We start from the raw sequence: 19,432 nt of genomic DNA on the forward strand, positions 1-19,432 counted from the left end.
GTATAAAGGGAGAGAGCTTGGACATACTAGATATATAAGTATAAAGGGAAATTATTAACTTACAAATTTGTAAGTTTGTTGTTAGGAAAATCGATGTTATGAAAATTTTCCCATTGGTAAAATAAGAGTATCAAAGGGGAGATAGGGAGGATGGAAGCGATGAAATCATTTCAAAATTTATCATATAGTCAAGGGGTAAGCTTAATTTGTTTAGGAGGATTTGCTGCATCTGTTACGTTAGCTGTTTTAATAAAAATGATTCATCAAATCTTTTAATATTGGAGTAGGGAAGGAATTGATTGTTATTAATAGCAAGAGAAGGACTATAAATGAAAAATAGCTCCTAGCATGTATGTAGATGCTAGGAGCTATTTTCTTATTTCTCTGTTTCTGCTTTATCGCTTGTTACGCTAACTTTACCCCACTTATATTGATCCTCTGGTGTATATTTATAATCTTTTACTCGGTTATTGATACCCTTTAGATCGAACTTATAATGAAGTGGAATCATTGGTACTTCATCATGGATTAGTTTTTGCCATTTATCATATACTTCTGTACGATATTTATCGTCAGCAGCTTTTGGAGAAAGACCTTCTTTTAATAATTCAGTATTTTTAGGGTTTGACCATCTTTGATAGTTAAAGCTTGCATCAGGTCCCCAAAGGCCAGAGGGATCTGGATCAGAACCAGTACCGAAAGCACCAGCGTATAAATCGACTGCAGGATCATCTTTTTTCAGCTTATCATAGAACGAGTTAAATTCATGTAAGCGACCATCAAGAAGTTCAACTTTAATGCCAATTTCTTTCCAAGATTGAATAAAGAATTTTGCAAGAGGTTCACTTACATCACTACCACTCATTGATAAGAAGTTAAGTTTAACTTCCTTGCCATTAGGGTCTTCACGGAAACCATCACCGTTTTTATCTTTATATCCAGCTTCGTCTAACAATTTTTTCGCTTTCTCAACATCTTTATCATAAGAACCTACTTTATTATTGTGGAACTTAGGTGAAGCTGGTGAGATTGGTGAGTTAGCTGGATAACGTAAACCGTGATATAGTTTTTCACCGATTTCTTTTCGATCAATTGCATAAGCCATCGCTTGACGTAAACGAACATCTTTGAATGTATCTTTATCCATTACCATTTCACGTTTTTCTTTATCCATGTGTCCAAATTTAAAGCCGATGTAGCTGTAGTATAAATCTGTTCTTCCAACTAGTTGTGCATTCTTTAATTTACTTACGTTCGGATATTGATCTGCACTTACTTCCGCGATATCAATGTCACCATTTTTCAATGAAGCATTAACGATAGATGGGTTTACAACTTTTAAAACTACATTTTTAAGTTTTGGTTTTCCGCCCCAATAATCATCGAAACGTTCAAATTCAACAGATTCTCCAGGAACGATTTTCTTAACTTTAAATGGTCCGAAACCAATTGGATTTTTACGGATTTTATCAGATTCTGCTAATTTATCAATTGGCACATCTGCTAAGTATTTTTTATGAAGAGGGTATGTCCAAAGTCCAGTTTTCACAGAAGGATTTGGCTCCTTAAATGTAAATGAAATTGTTTTTTGATCAATTACTTTTACACCGGAAATTTTGTCAGTTTTTCCATCGTGATAATCAGTCATTCCTTCAATCATTTGCATTTGAGTGTCATAGCGAGATCCAGCATACAGCTTACTACCAATTACAAGGTAAGAATACTCTAAATCTTCAGCTGTTACAGGGTTTCCGTCATGCCACTTTACGTTATCTTTAATTTTTAATGTAATTGTTTTTTTATCTGCTGATATTTCATAAGTAGCGGCACCTTCGTTATTGTATTCCCAGTTTTTATCATTGTCTAATAATGCTTCATCAAAGAAAGTAATGACTTGGTTGTCAGGATCACCTTCATATACAGCGAAGTTTAAAAGTCCTTCAAATGGTGTGTTAGAAACAAGCCCATATGTCAATGAGCCATCTTTAATTTCTTTTTTATCGTTTTTAACGACTTCATTAAATTTGTTAGTGTCTACCTTTTTTGTGCTGCTCGTTTTTTCACTACCTCCGCTGCCCCCACAAGCTGAAAGTAGTAATGTTGAAGCCGCAAGTGTACTTAATACTTTAAGAAATTTTGGTTTGTTTGTCATTGTCTCCACCCCTTAACCTTTTCTTTGTCTAGCATCAGCTGAGCGACGTAGCGCTTGACCGATAAAATTTATACACAGCATCAACACTAAAATCATGAGTGATGCAGGTAACCAGATCCACCATTTTTCTTGCAGAACATCAGGATTTGTTGCATAACTAACAAGTGTTCCAAGGCTCGGTGTACTCTCTGGTAGACCAAAACCTAAGAAAGTTAGTCCAGATTCTATGCCAATATTTCCAGCAAGATTTAATGTAACGCTTACGATAATAATAGAACTTAAGTTAGGTAATACTTGGAACATCATAATCTTCCAGTTTGGTGTGCCTAATGTTTTGGAAGCAGATACATAATCCAATTCTTTTTCGGTCAATACTTTTGAACGAATCAACCTGGCCTTTCCTGTCCATAGGAAGATACTCATGATCAAAATAAATACAGTGACATTAAAGACTGGAACAATTGTGATAAGTACGATAACAAGCATTAGGAAAGGTAAAATAAGTTTGAAATCAATAATACGCATAATGATGTTATCAACAGCTCCACCAAAGTAACCAGCGATTAGTCCGATAGAAAGACCAATCAAACATGAGAGGATAGTGATTACAAGTCCAATCGTAAATGAATTTCTCGTTCCAATAATAAGTTGTCCAAAAATATCTCTCCCACCGTAATCTGTTCCTAACCAATGTTCACCAGATGGTGGAGAGTAAATAGAAAACAAATCAACTTTTACAATATCCTCCTGCTTCATGATGAAGGAAGTTGTGTAAACGGCTATCAGTATAATTGCCAATAAGAAAAGTGACAACATTGCTAATTTATCTTTACGAAATTCACGCCACATGACAGAAAAGCCAGAAGGACTTTTTTCGTAATGAACGACTTCAGTTTGTTTTTCGGGATTTGCTAACATAACGTTTCTTCACCTCCATTAATCAATACGAATACGTGGATCAACGATGCTTAGAATAATATCGGAAAGAAGAGTCCCGAGTAGCGTTGCGAATCCAGTAAATAAAACAAGTGCAGTTACGACACTAAAATCACGTTGAGAAATAGACTGCATAAATAATTGACCAATGCCAGGATAACTAAAGATACTTTCTAGAAAAATTGATCCAGCAACCACGCTTGTAATTTCATATCCTAAGAAAGCTGCGATTGGTAAAAATGAATTACGTAAAATATGTCTAGAATAGACCTTTGATTCTGGAACACCTTTTGCTTTTACTGTGCGTACAAAATCTTTATGTTTCGTATCGATAATTTCACTTCGTAAATATTGGATTGTACCCACTGTTGCAATTAATGCACCAGATAAAGCTGGTAATATCATGTGATTCAATTTACTTAAATAGTAAGCGAATGTACCTGTTGCAACTTGAGGATCTACGCTACCGCCGGTTGGGAATATTGCAAGCTTAAATCCAAATAGGAAGAGCATAATTAATGCAAATATAAATAGTGGTGTAGCAAGTCCTAAATAGTTATACAGTGTAATGAGTCGATCTGCCCATGTATCAGTCCAACGTCCACTTATGACACCGAGTGGAATTGCAATCACGTAAGTAAGAACAAGGACAAGAATTGCTAACCAAATTGTATTTCCAAGGCGTTCACCGATTAAATCAGTTACTTTCATTTTATGTGCGTAAGAAATACCAAAGTCACCTTGTACTGCGTTTTTGACCCAGCGAACATATTGTGTTGTAACGGGATCATTTAAACCTAACTTTTCGCGTTGCTCTTCAATGACTTTTGGATCTGCCTTCGGATTATTTACTGCTCTGCCGGTTAAGGCATCGCCTGGCATTGCTTTAGCTAGTAGAAAGACAAGTATACTTAACACGAATAATTGCGGGATCATCACTAAAAATCTCCGTAATATAAACTTCCACATGTTTTATCACTCCCTTATGGTAATGCCACCCGGTGCGTTGGCGAGATTGCTTTTAAGTCATAAGCCCGACCGTTTTCATTGAAATAATTTTCGTATGATTTCTCGTACTCAGAGCTTACTTGTTGACGGAGCTTACGTTGTTGTTCTCTGTTTTCAGGACGAATATCAGGAATCGCTGATATTAGGCGCTTCGTATAAATATGTTGCGGATTATTATAAATTTCTGTACTAGTTGCTTCTTCGACAATGCGTCCGCGATACATAACACCGATGCGGTCACACATATGACGAATGACACCTAAATCATGACTAATGAATAAGTATGTTAGTCCGAGTTCAGCTTGTAAATCTTGCAAGAAGTTTAACACTTGTGCCTGTACAGAGACGTCAAGCGCAGATACTGGTTCATCCGCAATAATAAGCTTCGGTTTTAATGTAAGAGCGCGTGCAATACCAATCCGCTGCCTTTGTCCACCGGAAAATTCATGTGGATATTTATAAATTGACTCTGGATTTAGACCAACTTTATCAAGATATTCTTGAACTGCTCTACGTTCTTCATCAGGTGAGAGCTTCTCAAAATTTCGAAGAGGCTCAGCAATAATGTCGAGAACACGTTTCTTCGGATTTAATGATGAATAAGGATCTTGGAAAATCATTTGAATATCTTTTCGTTGTTCACGTAGCTCAGAGCGACTTAATTTTGTTAAATCTCTATTATTAAAATGAATACTACCCTCTGTTGCTTTCGTTAAATGCATAATTGCTTTACCAGTTGTTGATTTGCCACTTCCTGATTCACCAACGATCCCGTATGTTTCACCCGGTTGTAATTCAAAACTTACACCATCGACAGCACGCACGTAATCTAATGTGCGGCCGAAGAAACCACCTTTAATTGGGAAATGTACTTTTAAATCTTCTACTTTAAGCAGTGCCATGAGTTACGTCATCTCCTTTCTTATCTTGGAAGTTGAAATGCTTGTAGCAAGTACAACGTACCCAATGGTCTGGTTTTACTTCATGTAAAATTGGATTTTCCTCGTGCTGATCAGGTCTAATCCATGGAATTCGAGCTTGGAAACGACAGCCTGTGCGAGGAAGCTTCGCTAACGAAGGAACGACCCCTTGAATTACATGCAATTTTTCTTTTTCACCATACGCAGATGGAATGGAGTTTAATAGAGAACGAGTATATGGGTGAAGAGGATTATTAAAAATCTCTTCAACTTTTCCTGTCTCTACAACTTGTCCGGCGTACATAACGACGATACGATCGGCTGTTTCTGCGACAACACTTAAATCATGAGTAATTAAAATGATGCCCATTTTCGTTTGTTCTTGAATAGATTTTAGTAAGTCTAAAATTTGTGCTTGGATGGTTACGTCAAGAGCCGTTGTTGGCTCATCCGCAATAATGAGTGCTGGGTTACAAGCAATTGCAATTGCGATAACAATTCTTTGTCTCATTCCGCCAGATAATTCGTGTGGGTATTGTTTATATGTAAGTTCTGGTTTTGGAATACCAACTTGATGAAGTAGTTCTAAGGTGCGTTCTTTTTTTTCAACTTTTGAAAGGCTTGTGTGGTAGTCTAAGTTTTCTTCGATTTGTTTTCCAACTGTCATAAGAGGATCGAGTGCTGTAAGAGGTTCTTGGAAAATCATACCGATGTTTGATCCGCGTACTTTATTCATTTCTGCGGTCGACATAGTTAGTAAATCCTTATCTCTATAGTTAAGCTGCCCTTGTAATTTTGTATTTGCTTCATTATGCAATCGCATAATAGAAAGGGCAAGTGCACTTTTTCCGCAACCTGATTCACCAACTATCGCGACAATCTCATTTTCATGGACAGTTAACGAAACGTTATCAACTGCTGCATGATATTGATCTTGTATGCGAAAGGAAGTCTGTAAGTTTTCAATGCGAAGAAGTGGATTCTTCATGGCTATCCCTCCATCTTTTCTGAAAAGACTAAATATTTTGTATGTTGTTGTTATTTTAATATAAATTGACAATGTTTGACAAGCATAAGTTGAGAAAATATTCAAAAATCTTTTTATACAGAGATTGAATGCTGTTGTATAAGGGATTGAAGTTAGTTGAAAACGCTAACATATAAAAAAAGGAGAATAAATCTTTTGTAAGAAAAAAGATTTATATGTAGAAAAAAGAGAGGTGTTCTGGAAAGAACAGCCTCTCTTTTTTTGATAAGAATAATATTAGTACTTAAGCTTGTTTTTGTTTTGCAGATCCTGTGTTTAAAGTAAGAGCAAGGAAGAACATTGCAAGTACACAAGATACAAGTAATAAGATGAATCCGCCATCCCATCCGAATGCATCAACGATAAAGCCCATAGCTGCGCTAGCAAAAGTAGCTCCACCTAGGTAACCGAAGAACCCAGTTAAACCAGCGGCAGTTCCAGCAGCTTTTTTTGGTGCTAAGTCTAATGCGTGTAGGCCGATTAACATAACAGGTCCATAAATTAAAAATCCAATTGCGACAAGTGCGATACTATCAACCATTGGATTACCAGGAGGATTTAGCCAGTAAACAAGAACGGCGATAAATACACCAACCATAAATAAAATACCAGCAGGTGCGCGGCGCCCTTTAAATAGTTTATCACTCATCCATCCGCAAAGAAGTGTACCTGGAATACCAGCCCATTCATATAGAGCGTAAGCTGTACGAGAGCTACTATGAGTGAAACTTTTTTCCTCTACTAAATAAGTAGGAGCCCAGTCTACAACGCCGTAACGTACGAAGTAAACGAAAACGTTCGCGATAGCGATGTACCATAAAAATTTATTGTTTAGTACGTATTTAAATAAAATTTCTTTTACTGAAAGTTCGCGTTCTCGATCTTTTACTTTTTCATCTGATGGATATTCTCCAGTATGTTCTTCGATAGAAGGTAATCCACAAGATTGAGGTGTATCTCTCATCGTAATTAATACATAAATACCAACTAAAATTGAAAGAATACCTGGGAAGTAAAAAATACTCTTCCAGTCATTTGCGAAGAAGTATAAGCCTAATGTCACAAGAGAAGGCATAAGTGCGCCACCGACATTATGAGCAACGTTCCAAATAGACATTTTTGTACCACGTTCACTAATAGAGAACCAGTGAACCATCGTACGACCACAAGGAGGCCATCCCATACCTTGTACCCATCCATTTAAAAACTGAAGGACAAACATAAGTATAATGCTCGTTGTAATGAAAGAAAATGAGCCGAAAATAATATTAATGATACCTGATAAAAATAGCCCAGCTGCTAAAAAGTAGCGAGGATTACAACGGTCGGATACGATACCCATAAGAAATTTACTTAATCCGTAAGCGATAGATACTGCTGAAAGGATAACCCCAAGTTCCCCTTTACTAAAGCCTTGTTCGATTAAGTATGGCATCGCTAGTGAAAAGTTTTTTCGAACAAAGTAGTAACCTGCGTAGCCGATGAAGATACCTAAGAATACTTGTAAACGTAATTTACGGTATTCGCTATCAACGCGATCAGCTGGTAAGCGTTCCGCGTGGGGCGCAGGCTTAAATAATTGTGTGAAAAACATAAAATGAAAATCCTCCCCTAATGAATTCGAAATGTTGTAAGTCAGAGAGAATATAAAAAGGCCATGAAATATAAAAAAGTTTCCTTTTTTATGATTCATAGCCGTATACTCCGATTCTCCGTGACTGTCAATATTAACTTCGTCGAAAATTATACAACTTTGTGACAGAAATGTAAACGTTTTTATAAATAAAAAGTGTTGACGGATTTTGTTCGTGGTATTAATATTTAAATACATTAAATATTTTATTGCTTAAATAAGAGGTGGATAACATGCCAAATGATATGACGCATATCGATAAAATTCAAGCTCTTGCCTTTTCGATTGGAAAGAAAATGCAGACGGAGTTATTAGAACAAATGCAAGCAACAGGACTTACACCACCGCAGTTTTATATTTTAAAGATTTTAGATCATTACGGTGCTTCAAGAGCGACAAAATTAGCAAAAAAGATGTATGTAAAGCCTAGTGCAATTACAGTGATGATTGATCGCTTAATTGATCAAGAGCTGGTAGAGCGCTATCACGACAAAGATGACCGTCGTGTTGTCATCATTGAGCTAACAAAAAAGGGGAAAGCTAGGGTGGAAGAGGCAATGACCGCTCGTAATGAGCATATTGCAAAATATTTCTCACATTTAGAATTACAAGAAAGAGAAGATTTGTTACGTCTCTTTGAGAAGTTAGAAACAATTATTTGCGGGACACAAGAGAAAAAAGAGAATAACTAAGAGGAATTGAGGAGATTACATGGAGCAACAAGAAAATATAAATAGAAAGTTGCTGTTAATCGGTTTAATAATCGCGATGCTATTTGCTGCATTAGATGGAACAATCGTTGGCACAGCAATGCCGCGTATCGTCGGTGAACTAGGCGGATTAAGTTTAATGACATGGTTAACAACAGCTTATATGTTAACATCAACGACAGTTGTACCAATTGCAGGTAAATTAGCGGATTTACTTGGCCGTCGTAACGTTTATATTACAGGACTAGTTATCTTTATGGTTGGTTCGGCGTTATGTGGTATGGCAAATGGTATGACAGAATTAATTATTTTCCGTGGTATTCAAGGTCTTGGTGGCGGTATTATGATGCCAATGGCTATGATTATTATCGGAGATATGTTTACGGGAAAAGAACGTGCGAAATGGCAAGGTATTTTTGGTGCGTTATACGGTCTTGCTTCTGTAATTGGACCACAAGTGGGTGGCTGGATTGTAGACGCAGTGAACTGGAGATGGGTATTCTACATTAACTTACCAGTTGGTATTTTAGCAACAATCTTTATTGCAATGGGATTAAAGTCACATAAACAAACAGGACCGATCAAAATTGATATTGCTGGAATCTTTACGATGATTCTCGGTGTTGTAAGTTTATTACTTGCATTAACGTTTGGCGGAAAAGATTATCCATGGGATTCTTGGCAAATTATCGGTTTATTTGCATTAGCTCTAATTGGTATTGTTAGCTTTGTTATCGTTGAAACGAAAGCAGAAGAACCAATTTTACCGATGCATTTCTTTAAAAATCGCACGTTTACAATACTGAATGCGATTGGTTTCTTTATGAGTATCGGAATGTTCGGTGCGATTATGTTCGTACCATTCTTCATGCAAGGAATTGTAGGAGTAAGTGCTGCTGAATCAGGAACAATTATGACACCAATGATGATTACAATGATTGTTATGAGTATTATCGGTGGTCAACTTGTATTAAAAGTTGGTGTGAAACCACAAATTATTACAGGGATGCTTATTATGGCTGGTGGTTTCTGGTTATTAACAACGATGGATATGCACACGACTAAACTTACTGCTACTTTCTATATGAGTATTATCGGTTTAGGAATGGGTCTTGTTATGCCGACATTAACATTAGCGTTACAAGAAAGTTTCCCGAAAAAAGACCTTGGAGTCGTAACATCATCAAGTCAGTTCTTCCGTCAAATCGGTGGAACATTTGGTATTACAATTTTAGGGTCAATCATGAATAACACTTCAGGTACAACCTTAACAAAGAATTTAGTACCTGTATTAGATACATTCCCGAAAGAAGCGGGACAAATGGTAACGAAATTTAAAGATATGATTCATACAGACCCACAAGGTTTATATTCGATGCTATTTAGTCCAGAGGCATTAAAGCAGATGCCAGAAGCATTCGCTAACAGCATTGTACCAATTTTGAAAAACTCTTTAGTAGACTCACTTCATACTGTATTCTTAACAGGATTAGTATTTATCGTAGTAGGCGCTATCTTTACGATTTTCTTACAGAAGATTAAACTGTCAGATCGTAAAAAGGCTGCTGAAGAGCCAGCTGCAGAAGAAAAGGAACAAACTGTATCATATTCGTAATGAAGAAGCATCGCCTTATGGCGGTGCTTTTTTTTTGAGTATAACCTTAAAAGCTTTTTCGTAAGAAATGATTGACGTATTTCTAGAAATACGTTATATTATTTTCTGTAAACGGTTACATGAAATGGAGAGGAAAGAGAATGAGTACGATTAAAGACGTTGCAAAATTAGCGGGAGTATCAGTTGCGACCGTTTCCAGAGTGTTAAATAAAAATGGATATGTTCATGAAGATACATTAAAGAAAGTAGAGCGAGCAATTGAGATGCTAGATTATAAACCTAGTACAGTAGCGCGTTCACTGTATAATAAAAAATCTCGTTTAATTGGCTTAGTTGTTCCAAATATCGTGAATCCATTCTTTCCAGAAGTTGCACGTGCCGTAGAAGATGTAGCGCATAAGCAAGGATACACAGTTGTCCTTTGTAACTCTGATGAGAGTTTAGAGAAAGAAAAGCAATATATTGATGTACTTAGGCAAAATAATGTGGATGGATTTATTGTAGCAACAAATCCACAAAATAGTGTTAATTACATGAAGTTGTCTGTTCCAGTTGTTGCAATTGACCGTATGTTTAATGAGCGTATCCCTACTGTATATGCAGATAACTATGCAGGGAGTCAGGCAGCGACAAATCTATTAATAGATAAAGGCTGTAAACATATTGCGCATATTCGCGGGCCGCGTGACGTAAGCACGGCTAATGAACGTTTTGAAGGTTTTGTAGACGTTATTACGCAAAATAATCTTTCTTATATGATTGCAGAGAGTACATTTGATCCAGCTAATAGTGAGCGTGTAGCAGTGGAATTATTAGAAGAATACCCACATATTGATGGAATTGTTGCTGGAAATGATTTAATCGCAATAGGTATTGTAAAGGCTGCACTCCAAAAGGGGATTTCTATTCCAGATGATTTACAAATTATCGGATTCGATGGAATTTCTTTAACAGAAATGATGTATCCATCTATTACAACTGTTGCACAGCCAATTTATGAAATGGGGAAAATTGCAACAGAGCTGTTATTAGAGCAGATGGAAGGAAACGTATTAGAAGAGAAACACTATCGTTTACCGATTGAAATTATAGAACGAAATACAACGAAGTAAGGAGATGAAACAGATGCCAAATATTGCAGTGGTAGGTAGCATTTCAATGGACTTAGTGGCTGTTTCAAAAAAACGTCCGAAAGCAGGAGAAACAGTAATTGGTGAAGCATTTCATACAATCCCAGGAGGGAAAGGAGCCAACCAGGCAGTTGCTGCAGCTAGATTAGGCGCAAATGTAGCGATGGTTGGAGCGGTTGGAAACGATAATTATGGAACTGTAGTTAGGAACAATTTAGAGAACGAACGCGTTTTTATCGACTATGTGGTACCGGTTACAGATACGGCGACAGGAATTGCTCATATCGTTTTAGCAGAAGAGGATAACAGTATTGTTGTTGTACAAGGGGCGAATGCTCTTGTCAATGAGTCGGTTGTAGATCGTTCAAAAGATCTTCTTATAAAAGCAGATATGGTTGTTCTTCAACTAGAGATTCCACTTGAAACAGTAAAATACGTATTAGCTATTTGTGAGGAACACAAAATCCCGGTTATGTTAAATCCAGCGCCAGCACAAGTGTTATCAGAAGATATTTTAGAAAAAGCAACTTATATTACACCAAATGAACATGAGTGCCGCATCGTATTAGATGATTTCACATCACCAATTGAAGATTTACTGGCTAAATATCCAAATAAACTATTGATGACAGAAGGTTCTAAAGGTGTTCGTTTCCATAATGGTACGGAGATTGTACATGTTCCTAGCATAGCTGTTGATGTAGTAGATACGACTGGAGCTGGTGATACATTCAATGGTGCATTAGCAGTTGCGCTTTCTGAAGGAGAAACACTTCAAAAAGCAATTCGTTTTGCGAATATTGCTGGTGGCCTTTCTGTAACGAAACTTGGAGCACAGGGCGGTATGCCAACGAGAGATAGAGTACGTGAAGTGCAGGTGATTGTCGGATGAAAAAGCACGGTGTATTAAACAGTGAGATTGCATCAGTCCTTGCTTCACTTGGACATACAGATACGATTGTAATCGCAGACTGTGGGCTACCAATTCCTGACGGAGTAAAACGAATTGATTTAGCTGTTGAGATTGGAAAACCTAGCTTTTTAGACGTATTGCAAGTGGTAGCTGATGATATGGCAATTGAAAAAGTAACGTTAGCAGAAGAAGTCATTAACAATAATGCGGAAGTAAATAAAGAAATCGAGCTGAAATTAATAGAGCCAGCGTTTGAATATGTATCGCATGAACAATTTAAAGAGCACACGAAGAAAGCGAAGGCGATTATTCGTACAGGAGAGGCTACTCCTTATGCCAATGTAATTTTACATGCGGGCGTGATTTTTTAATAAAAGGAAGTGATGGGAATGCGTATTGAAATGAAAAATATTTCAAAGGCGTTCAATGGTAATCCTGTTTTGAAGAATGCACAGTTTATGATTGAAACAGGGGAAGTCCATGCATTGATGGGGGAAAATGGAGCGGGCAAATCAACGCTCATGAAAATTTTAACAGGTGTATACAAAAAAGATGGTGGAACAATCACGATTGATGGACAAGAACGAACTTTTAAAAATGCGAAAGAAGCAGAAGAGTACGGTATTGCATTTATACATCAAGAATTGAACATATTATCGAATTTAACAGTAGCTGAAAATATGTTTCTCGGTAAAGAGTTAATGTATGGAAAGACAGGTATTTTACGTACGCGTCAAATGAACGCGATTGCACAGCAGCAACTAGCGGAGTTAGGATTACATGTAAAAGGTGCTATGTTGGCAGGAGAGTTATCGGTTGGACAACAGCAAATTATCGAAATTGCGAAAGCGTTAATGACAAACGCGAGCGTTATTATTATGGATGAACCTACAGCTGCATTAACAGATCGTGAAATTGAAACGTTGTTTATTGTCATTAATAAATTACGTAAAGAAGGCGTTTCGTTCGTTTATATCTCACACCGAATGGAAGAAATTTTTTCAATATGTGATGCCATTACGATTTTACGTGATGGGGAATACGTAGGAAAGAGACTTATTCCGGAAACATCATTTGATGAAGTAGTGAGTATGATGGTGGGGCGCAGCATTGGTGAACGTTACCCAGAGCGAAATAGTCAAATTGGCGATGTCATTTTTGAGATGCGTAACGGAACGAAAAAAGGGAAGTTTGAAAATGTTTCGTTTCAAGTGAGAAAAGGTGAAATTCTTGGTGTTGCTGGCTTGATGGGAGCTGGCCGTACAGATATTATGAAAGCGATATTTGGATACGAACCTTTAGATTCTGGCCAAATTTTTATAAATGGACAAGAAGTAAAGATTGATAGTCCGATAGATGCGATTAGACAAAGAATAGCTTTCATTACAGAGGATAGAAAATCTGAAGGGTTAGTTTTAGATTTCTCAATTCGAGAAAATTTAGCTTTACCGAATTTAGAAAGTCTTTCAAAGGGAAGTGTCCTTAGTAACGAACTAGAACAACAGTTTACAGCGGATATGATGAAGCTACTTAATGTGAAAGCATCTAGTGGAGAGCAAGCAGTGAAATCTCTTTCTGGTGGAAATCAGCAAAAGGTTGTTATTGCAAAATGGCTAGGTATCCACCCGCAGTTACTCATTTTAGATGAGCCAACAAGGGGTGTAGATGTTGGAGCGAAAAAAGAAATTTACTCTATTATGAATAAGCTTACTGAGCAAGGCGATGCCGTTATTATGGTATCATCTGAGCTTCCAGAAGTTTTAGGAATGAGTGATCGCGTTCTTGTTATTCATGAAGGAAAGGTCGGCGGCATTTTAGAGAAAGGTGAGGCATCACAAGAGTCTATTATGGCACTAGCTACAGGGGGAGAGTAAGGATGGCTAAGAAGGGGAATGTATTACAACAACTCGGTTCTTTAATCGGTTTAGTATTAATTATCGTCGTAATTACAGCTTTAAATCCAGCATTTATTGAGATTCCAAATTTATTTAATATACTGCGTCAAGTATCGATTAATGCGCTTATTGCATTCGGAATGACCTTTGTAATTTTAACAGGGGGTATTGACTTATCGGTAGGTTCTATTTTAGCATTATCAAGTGCACTTGTTGCTGGAATGATGGCAAGTGGTATGGACCCGTTCCTTGCGATGGCAGTTGGATTATTAGCTGGTCTTGTAATGGGAATTGTAAACGGTATCATCATAGCGAAGGGAAAAGTAGCTCCATTTATTGCAACTTTAGCAACAATGACTATTTTTCGCGGGTTGACGCTTGTTTATATGGACGGACGTCCGATCACTGGTCTTGGTGATCATTTAATGTTCCAAATGTTTGGCCGCGGTTATTTTCTCGGTATTCCGGTACCAGCTGTTACAATGATGATCGCTTTCGCAGTACTGTACTTCATTTTGAAGAAAACGACATTTGGTCGCCGTACATTTGCAATTGGTGGAAATGAAGAAGCAGCAGCATTATCAGGTATTAATGTTACGAGAATTAAAGTAATGATTTATGGTCTTTCCGGAATTTTAGCAGCGCTTGCAGGTATTGTCTTAACATCACGACTAGATTCTGCACAGCCGACTGCAGGTACTTCTTACGAACTAGATGCAATTGCAGCAGTTGTATTAGGTGGAACAAGTCTTTCTGGGGGAAGAGGTTGGATTGTTGGTACATTCATCGGTGTACTTATTATCGGTGTACTAAATAACGGTTTAAATTTATTAGGTGTATCTTCTTTCTTCCAACAAGTTGTAAAAGGACTTGTAATCTTACTAGCTGTATTAATTGATCGTCGAAAAGAAGCGTAATGGAGGGACAGTTCATGAAGAAATGGTTACTTATACTTGTTGCATGTATTATGGTCATTACTGCTGGTTGTTCAATGGAACCACCAGAATGGGCAAAGGATTCTAGCGATAAAGGTCGAAATAAAACTATTAAAGTTGGATTCTCTGTTTCAACTTTAAACAATCCATTTTTTGTGACTTTGAAAAAAGGGGCAGAAAAGAAAGCGAAAGAAAGCGGCATTGAATTGATTGCTGTTGATGCACAAAATGATGCAGCAAAGCAAACCAATGATGTTGAAGATTTAATTCAAAAAGGTGTCGATGTAGTTGTTATTAATCCAACCGATTCAGATGCTGTTGCTTCAGCAGTAAGTGCGGCAAATGCAGCGAATGTCCCTGTTATTACTGTAGACCGCGTTGCAAATTCAGGTAAAGTTGTTTCTCACATTGCCTCTAATAATATTGAAGGTGGTAAAATGGCTAGTGATTACATTCGTGAATTAGTTGGCGGGGGAGCAAATGTTGCTGAATTAGAAGGAATCCCTGGCTCTTCTGCTGCTCGTGAGCGCGGGAAAGGATTCCATAACGTAGCGGATAAGTCTTTAAAAGTAGTTGCCAAACAAGCAGCTGATTTTGATAGAGCAAAAGGATTATCTGTTATGGAAAACATTTTGCAAGCAAATGGTGATATTAAAGCTGTGTTTGCGCATAACGATGAAATGGCATTAGGGGCACTTGAAGCATTGAAGTCTGCTGGAAAAACAGATGTAGTCGTTGTTGGTTTTGATGCAACAGAAGATGCTGTAAAAGCGGTTAACGATGGGCGTATGGCTGCAACAGTTGCTCAAAAACCGGAATTAATCGGGGAGAAGGCGATGCAAACAGCAAAAGAGATCACGCAAGGTAAAAAAGTGGACAAATCTATTCCGATTGAATTAGAGCTTATTAAGAAAAACAAATAAATATAAAATGAAAATTAGGAAGGAAGAATAACAAATGAAATTCTTTATTGATACAGCAAACATTAACGAAATTAAAGAGGCAAATGCATTAGGCGTAGTAGCTGGAGTAACGACAAACCCATCACTTGTAGCAAAAGAAGGCGTAGATTTTCATGAGCGTATTCGTGAAATTTGCAGCTTTATAGAAGGACCTGTAAGCGCAGAAGTAATTAGCTTAGAAGCTGATAAAATGATTGAAGAAGGGAAAGAATTAGCGAAGATTGCTCCAAACGTTGTTGTAAAAGTTCCAATGACAACAGAAGGTTTAAAAGCAGTAAAAGCATTCTCTGACTTAGGAATTCGTACAAACGTTACATTAGTATTCTCAGCAGTTCAAGCATTACTTGCAGCTCGTGCTGGTGCCACATACGTTTCACCATTCTTAGGTCGCTTAGACGATATCGGTCATAACGGTATGGACCTAATTCGCCAAATCGCAGAAATCTTTGCAATTCACGGCATTGAAACAGAAATCATTGCAGCATCTGTACGTCACAGTGTTCACGTAACAGAAGCGGCATTAAACGGTTCACATATTGCAACAATCCCAGCAAACGTAATTGCTTCATTAGTGAAGCACCCATTAACAGATCAAGGAATTGAGAAGTTCTTAGCTGATTGGGAAAAAACACAAGAGAAATAATAGAAAATCAAGAACCCTAGTTTAATTGACTAGGGTTCTTTTTTATTTAAAAGAATTTTCATGCAATTTTGCATATTGTCTTTTAAATTTGTTATATAAACTATTTAATATATACAAATCACTCTTTATTTTTCATATTTTGATATAAGAAGATAGAGGGTCTGACCAGAAAACTGGAGGGCATGATTCTATAACAGAAGGTTTAACGTTTATAGAATTATGCCTTTTTGTCCCGCATTAACGGTCAGTAAGATTCCCACCTCAAAATTTAGCTAGAGCAAAGAAGTTAGGTGGGAAATCAACTGCCCGTAAATGCCCGATTGGTGTGGGCTAATAATCAGTGGGGATGGACAAACTCCCCACTGATTATTAGTTGAACTGTATATAGGGAGGGCAGAAAGGAGAGCTTTTGATTTAAATGCACTTATTTATCTGAATTTTAAGTTATATAAAAGGAGAGAAATAGAATGAGAAGAAAAGCGCCATTTAAAGTGTTATCATCATTAGCAATTGCGGCAATTATCGGATGCACATCTGTAATGAGTGCTCCGCTAGCATACGCAGAAACGACAGCAAAAGAGAAAGACAATGTATCTACAACACCAATTGATTACAATTTAATTCAAGAAGATCGTTTAGCGGAAGCGCTGAAGGAAAGAGGAACAATAAATCCAGCATCTTCTAAAGAAGAAACGAAAAAAGCTGTAGAAAAGTATATTGAAAAGAAACAAGGCGATCAGGCAAATAAAGAAATTCTTCCAGCGGATACTGCTAAAGAGGCATCTGATTTCGTGAAAAAAGTAAAAGAGAAGAAAATGGAGGAAAAGGAGAAAGTAAAGAAACCTGAAAAAAATGTGAGTCCTGAGCAAAAACCAGAACCAAATAAAAAGCAATTGAATGGACAAGTCCCAACTTCTAAAGCAAAGCAAGCGCCTTATAAGGGATCTATTCGAACTGATAAAGTATTAGTATTACTCGTTGAATTTAGTGATTATAAACATAATAATATTGATCAAACACCAGGGTATATGTATTCGAATGACTTTAGTAGAGAGCATTATCAAAACATGTTATTTGGTAATGAACCGTACACGTTATTTGATGGTTCGAAAGTAAAAACATTTAAACAATATTATGAAGAGCAATCTGGCGGTAGTTATACGACAGATGGATATGTAACGGAATGGCTAACTGTTCCAGGAAAAGCGTCTGACTACGGTGCTGATGGTAGTAGTGGTCACGATAATAAAGGACCAAAAGGGGCACGTGATTTAGTGAAAGAAGCTTTACATGCAGCCGCTGAGAAAGGGTTAGATTTATCTCAATTTGATCAATTTGATAGATATGATACAAATGGTGATGGAAATCAAAATGAACCTGATGGTGTAATTGATCATTTAATGGTAATCCATGCTGGTGTCGGTCAAGAAGCTGGTGGTGGTAAATTAGGCGATGATGCAATTTGGTCACATCGTTCAAAATTAGCAATAGATCCAGTAGCGGTTGAAGGTACAAAATCAAAGGTAGATTACTTTGGTGGAAAAGTAGCAGCGCATGATTATACAATTGAACCAGAAGATGGAGCAGTAGGTGTATTTGCGCATGAATTTGGACATGATCTTGGCTTACCAGATGAATATGATACGAAATATACTGGAACTGGTTCACCTGTCGAAGCGTGGTCATTAATGAGTGGAGGTAGTTGGACAGGGAAAATTGCAGGAGCAGAGCCAACTAGTTTCTCACCACAAAATAAAGACTTCTTACAAAAGAATATGGGTGGCAACTGGGCAAAAATTTTAGAAGTAGATTACGATAAAATTAAGCGTGGAGTAGGAGTTCCTACATATATTGATCAAAGTGTTACGAAATCCAATCGTCCAGGCGTTGTACGTGTTAACTTACCAGGTAAAAGTGTTGAAACGATTAAACCGGAGTTTGGAAAGCATGCATATTATAGTACAAGAGGAGATGATATGCATACAACACTAGAGACACCATTCTTTGATTTAACAAAAGGAACAAATGCAAAATTCGATTATAAAGCAAATTATGAGTTAGAAGCAGAGTGCGATTTTGTCGAAGTGCATGCAGTAACAGAAGATGGAACGAAAACATTAATTGATAGACTTGGAGAAAAAGTAGTCCAAGAAGATAAAGATACAACAGATGGAAAATGGATGGATAAATCATATGATTTAAGTCAATTTAAAGGGAAAAAAGTGAAACTGCAATTCGATTATATTACAGATCCAGCTGTAACATATAAAGGTTTCGCGATGGATAATGTAAATGTAACTGTTGATGGACAAGTTGTATTTTCTGATGATACAGAAGGACAGGCTAAAATGAATTTAAATGGTTTTGTTGTTTCTGATGGGACAGAAAAGAAAGCTCATTATTACTACTTAGAGTGGAGAAACTATGCGGGATCAGATAATGGATTAAAAGCAGGAAAAGGTCCAGTGTATAATACAGGTCTTGTCGTTTGGTATGCAGATGATAGCTTCAAAGATAACTGGGTTGGGGTGCATCCAGGTGAAGGATTCCTTGGTGTTGTGGATTCGCATCCAGAGGCATTTGTTGGCAATTTAAACGGAAGACCAACTTACGGTAATACAGGTATGCAAATTGCAGATGCTGCATTTTCATTGGATCAAACACCAGCATGGAGTGCAAATTCATTAACACGTGGACAGTTTAACTATTCTGGATTACAAGGTGTTACAACATTTGATGATTCAAAAGTATATAGTAACAAACAAATTGCAGATGCAGGAAGAAAAGTTCCAAACCTTGGACTTAAATTCCAAGTTGTTGGACAAGCGGATGATAAGTCTGCAGGTGCTGTTTGGATTAAGCGTTAATAAAATGGAACTTTAATCAGTCGGAGGTGTTCATCCCCAATGATTATTAGCACACACTTCCTCGTATTCGTCGAATTTCGAGGAGG

General features: G+C 37.2%; 17 protein-coding genes. 11 read left to right on the top strand and 6 right to left on the bottom strand.

All coding sequences use genetic code 11. The features are described from left to right. Nucleotides 1–150 precede the first annotated feature (150 nt). Nucleotides 151–276: a DUF4027 family protein gene (locus QCI41_RS21305; protein WP_000387883.1), complete on the top strand. Its 126-nt coding sequence runs from the start codon at nucleotides 151–153 to the stop codon at nucleotides 274–276. Between the two features lie 100 nt (nucleotides 277–376). Here QCI41_RS21305 and opp4A read toward each other — a convergent pair whose 3' ends face one another. The 6 genes from opp4A to glpT form a co-directional block, all read right to left on the bottom strand. After that, nucleotides 377–2,152, bottom strand: coding sequence for an oligopeptide ABC transporter substrate-binding protein (opp4A, locus tag QCI41_RS21310; RefSeq protein WP_098110431.1), 1,776 nt, complete (start codon nucleotides 2,150–2,152; stop codon nucleotides 377–379). Between the two features lie 12 nt (nucleotides 2,153–2,164). Further along, complete coding sequence (locus QCI41_RS21315) at nucleotides 2,165–3,070, bottom strand: ABC transporter permease (RefSeq protein WP_087983343.1); 906 nt, start codon at nucleotides 3,068–3,070, stop codon at nucleotides 2,165–2,167. 18 nt (nucleotides 3,071–3,088) lie between these two features. Continuing rightward, the gene (gene opp4B / locus QCI41_RS21320) at nucleotides 3,089–4,057 is read right to left on the bottom strand and encodes an oligopeptide ABC transporter permease (protein ID WP_060629545.1); all 969 of its coding nucleotides are present in this window, start codon (nucleotides 4,055–4,057) and stop codon (nucleotides 3,089–3,091) included. A 14-nt stretch (nucleotides 4,058–4,071) separates the two neighbouring features. Continuing rightward, nucleotides 4,072–4,998: an ABC transporter ATP-binding protein gene (locus tag QCI41_RS21325; protein WP_098986089.1), complete on the bottom strand. Its 927-nt coding sequence runs from the start codon at nucleotides 4,996–4,998 to the stop codon at nucleotides 4,072–4,074. Then, nucleotides 4,985–6,004, bottom strand: coding sequence for an ABC transporter ATP-binding protein (locus tag QCI41_RS21330; protein ID WP_353836738.1), 1,020 nt, complete (start codon nucleotides 6,002–6,004; stop codon nucleotides 4,985–4,987). Before QCI41_RS21330 ends, QCI41_RS21325 begins: the two co-directional genes overlap by 14 nt. Nucleotides 6,005–6,287: 283 nt before the next feature. Further along, nucleotides 6,288–7,637 (bottom strand): glycerol-3-phosphate transporter, encoded by a 1,350-nt coding sequence (gene glpT / locus QCI41_RS21335; RefSeq protein ID WP_000466391.1) that lies wholly within the window; start codon nucleotides 7,635–7,637, stop codon nucleotides 6,288–6,290. A 272-nt stretch (nucleotides 7,638–7,909) separates the two neighbouring features. Between glpT and QCI41_RS21340 the strand changes: the two genes are divergently transcribed. The 10 genes from QCI41_RS21340 (at nucleotide 7,910) to inhA2 (ending at nucleotide 19,346) form a co-directional block, all read left to right on the top strand. Then, nucleotides 7,910–8,368 carry a MarR family winged helix-turn-helix transcriptional regulator gene (locus QCI41_RS21340; protein WP_001132358.1) on the top strand — a complete coding sequence of 153 codons (459 nt, stop codon included), beginning with the start codon at nucleotides 7,910–7,912 and terminating at the stop codon, nucleotides 8,366–8,368. A 19-nt stretch (nucleotides 8,369–8,387) separates the two neighbouring features. Continuing rightward, nucleotides 8,388–10,001: an MDR family MFS transporter gene (locus QCI41_RS21345; protein ID WP_137052767.1), complete on the top strand. Its 1,614-nt coding sequence runs from the start codon at nucleotides 8,388–8,390 to the stop codon at nucleotides 9,999–10,001. Nucleotides 10,002–10,141: 140 nt separating this feature from the next. Then, nucleotides 10,142–11,113 carry a ribose operon transcriptional repressor RbsR gene (gene rbsR / locus QCI41_RS21350; RefSeq protein ID WP_000104030.1) on the top strand — a complete coding sequence of 324 codons (972 nt, stop codon included), beginning with the start codon at nucleotides 10,142–10,144 and terminating at the stop codon, nucleotides 11,111–11,113. 13 nt (nucleotides 11,114–11,126) lie between these two features. Beyond that, entirely contained in the window at nucleotides 11,127–12,023 is an 897-nt protein-coding gene (rbsK, locus tag QCI41_RS21355; protein WP_088080409.1) for a ribokinase, read from the top strand. Next, nucleotides 12,020–12,415 (top strand): D-ribose pyranase, encoded by a 396-nt coding sequence (gene rbsD, locus QCI41_RS21360; RefSeq protein WP_000716160.1) that lies wholly within the window; start codon nucleotides 12,020–12,022, stop codon nucleotides 12,413–12,415. Before rbsK ends, rbsD begins: the two co-directional genes overlap by 4 nt. A gap of 18 nt (nucleotides 12,416–12,433) precedes the next feature. Beyond that, a complete protein-coding gene (gene rbsA, locus QCI41_RS21365; RefSeq protein ID WP_353836737.1) occupies nucleotides 12,434–13,918 on the top strand; it encodes a ribose ABC transporter ATP-binding protein RbsA in 1,485 nt (494 codons plus the stop codon). Between the two features lie 2 nt (nucleotides 13,919–13,920). Continuing rightward, nucleotides 13,921–14,856, top strand: coding sequence for an ABC transporter permease subunit (locus QCI41_RS21370; RefSeq protein ID WP_001074641.1), 936 nt, complete (start codon nucleotides 13,921–13,923; stop codon nucleotides 14,854–14,856). 14 nt (nucleotides 14,857–14,870) lie between these two features. After that, nucleotides 14,871–15,797 (top strand): ribose ABC transporter substrate-binding protein RbsB, encoded by a 927-nt coding sequence (gene rbsB / locus QCI41_RS21375; RefSeq protein WP_353836736.1) that lies wholly within the window; start codon nucleotides 14,871–14,873, stop codon nucleotides 15,795–15,797. Nucleotides 15,798–15,831: 34 nt separating this feature from the next. Further along, nucleotides 15,832–16,479 (top strand): fructose-6-phosphate aldolase, encoded by a 648-nt coding sequence (gene fsa, locus QCI41_RS21380; protein ID WP_000667669.1) that lies wholly within the window; start codon nucleotides 15,832–15,834, stop codon nucleotides 16,477–16,479. A gap of 467 nt (nucleotides 16,480–16,946) precedes the next feature. Next, nucleotides 16,947–19,346, top strand: coding sequence for a M6 family metalloprotease immune inhibitor InhA2 (inhA2, locus tag QCI41_RS21385; protein WP_353836735.1), 2,400 nt, complete (start codon nucleotides 16,947–16,949; stop codon nucleotides 19,344–19,346). Nucleotides 19,347–19,432 lie beyond the last annotated feature (86 nt).

Origin of the sequence: Bacillus cereus group sp. MG4 (genome assembly GCF_040460055.1) — a bacterium.
Taxonomy (GTDB): Bacteria; Bacillota; Bacilli; order Bacillales; family Bacillaceae_G; genus Bacillus_A; species Bacillus_A wiedmannii.

What these genes read in the sequence shown, in the direction of transcription:
- QCI41_RS21325 (WP_098986089.1), bottom strand. Translation starts at nt 4,998, where the DNA reads ATGGCACTGCTTAAAGTAGAAGATTTAAAAGTACATTTCCCAATTAAA.
- QCI41_RS21315 (WP_087983343.1), bottom strand. Translation starts at nt 3,070, where the DNA reads ATGTTAGCAAATCCCGAAAAACAAACTGAAGTCGTTCATTACGAAAAA.
- fsa (WP_000667669.1), top strand. Translation starts at nt 15,832, where the DNA reads ATGAAATTCTTTATTGATACAGCAAACATTAACGAAATTAAAGAGGCA.
- inhA2 (WP_353836735.1), top strand. Translation starts at nt 16,947, where the DNA reads ATGAGAAGAAAAGCGCCATTTAAAGTGTTATCATCATTAGCAATTGCG.
- QCI41_RS21305 (WP_000387883.1), top strand. Translation starts at nt 151, where the DNA reads ATGGAAGCGATGAAATCATTTCAAAATTTATCATATAGTCAAGGGGTA.
- glpT (WP_000466391.1), bottom strand. Translation starts at nt 7,637, where the DNA reads ATGTTTTTCACACAATTATTTAAGCCTGCGCCCCACGCGGAACGCTTA.
- QCI41_RS21370 (WP_001074641.1), top strand. Translation starts at nt 13,921, where the DNA reads ATGGCTAAGAAGGGGAATGTATTACAACAACTCGGTTCTTTAATCGGT.
- rbsK (WP_088080409.1), top strand. Translation starts at nt 11,127, where the DNA reads ATGCCAAATATTGCAGTGGTAGGTAGCATTTCAATGGACTTAGTGGCT.
- rbsD (WP_000716160.1), top strand. Translation starts at nt 12,020, where the DNA reads ATGAAAAAGCACGGTGTATTAAACAGTGAGATTGCATCAGTCCTTGCT.
- rbsR (WP_000104030.1), top strand. Translation starts at nt 10,142, where the DNA reads ATGAGTACGATTAAAGACGTTGCAAAATTAGCGGGAGTATCAGTTGCG.
- QCI41_RS21345 (WP_137052767.1), top strand. Translation starts at nt 8,388, where the DNA reads ATGGAGCAACAAGAAAATATAAATAGAAAGTTGCTGTTAATCGGTTTA.
- opp4B (WP_060629545.1), bottom strand. Translation starts at nt 4,057, where the DNA reads ATGTGGAAGTTTATATTACGGAGATTTTTAGTGATGATCCCGCAATTA.
- rbsA (WP_353836737.1), top strand. Translation starts at nt 12,434, where the DNA reads ATGCGTATTGAAATGAAAAATATTTCAAAGGCGTTCAATGGTAATCCT.
- opp4A (WP_098110431.1), bottom strand. Translation starts at nt 2,152, where the DNA reads ATGACAAACAAACCAAAATTTCTTAAAGTATTAAGTACACTTGCGGCT.
- rbsB (WP_353836736.1), top strand. Translation starts at nt 14,871, where the DNA reads ATGAAGAAATGGTTACTTATACTTGTTGCATGTATTATGGTCATTACT.
- QCI41_RS21340 (WP_001132358.1), top strand. Translation starts at nt 7,910, where the DNA reads ATGCCAAATGATATGACGCATATCGATAAAATTCAAGCTCTTGCCTTT.
- QCI41_RS21330 (WP_353836738.1), bottom strand. Translation starts at nt 6,004, where the DNA reads ATGAAGAATCCACTTCTTCGCATTGAAAACTTACAGACTTCCTTTCGC.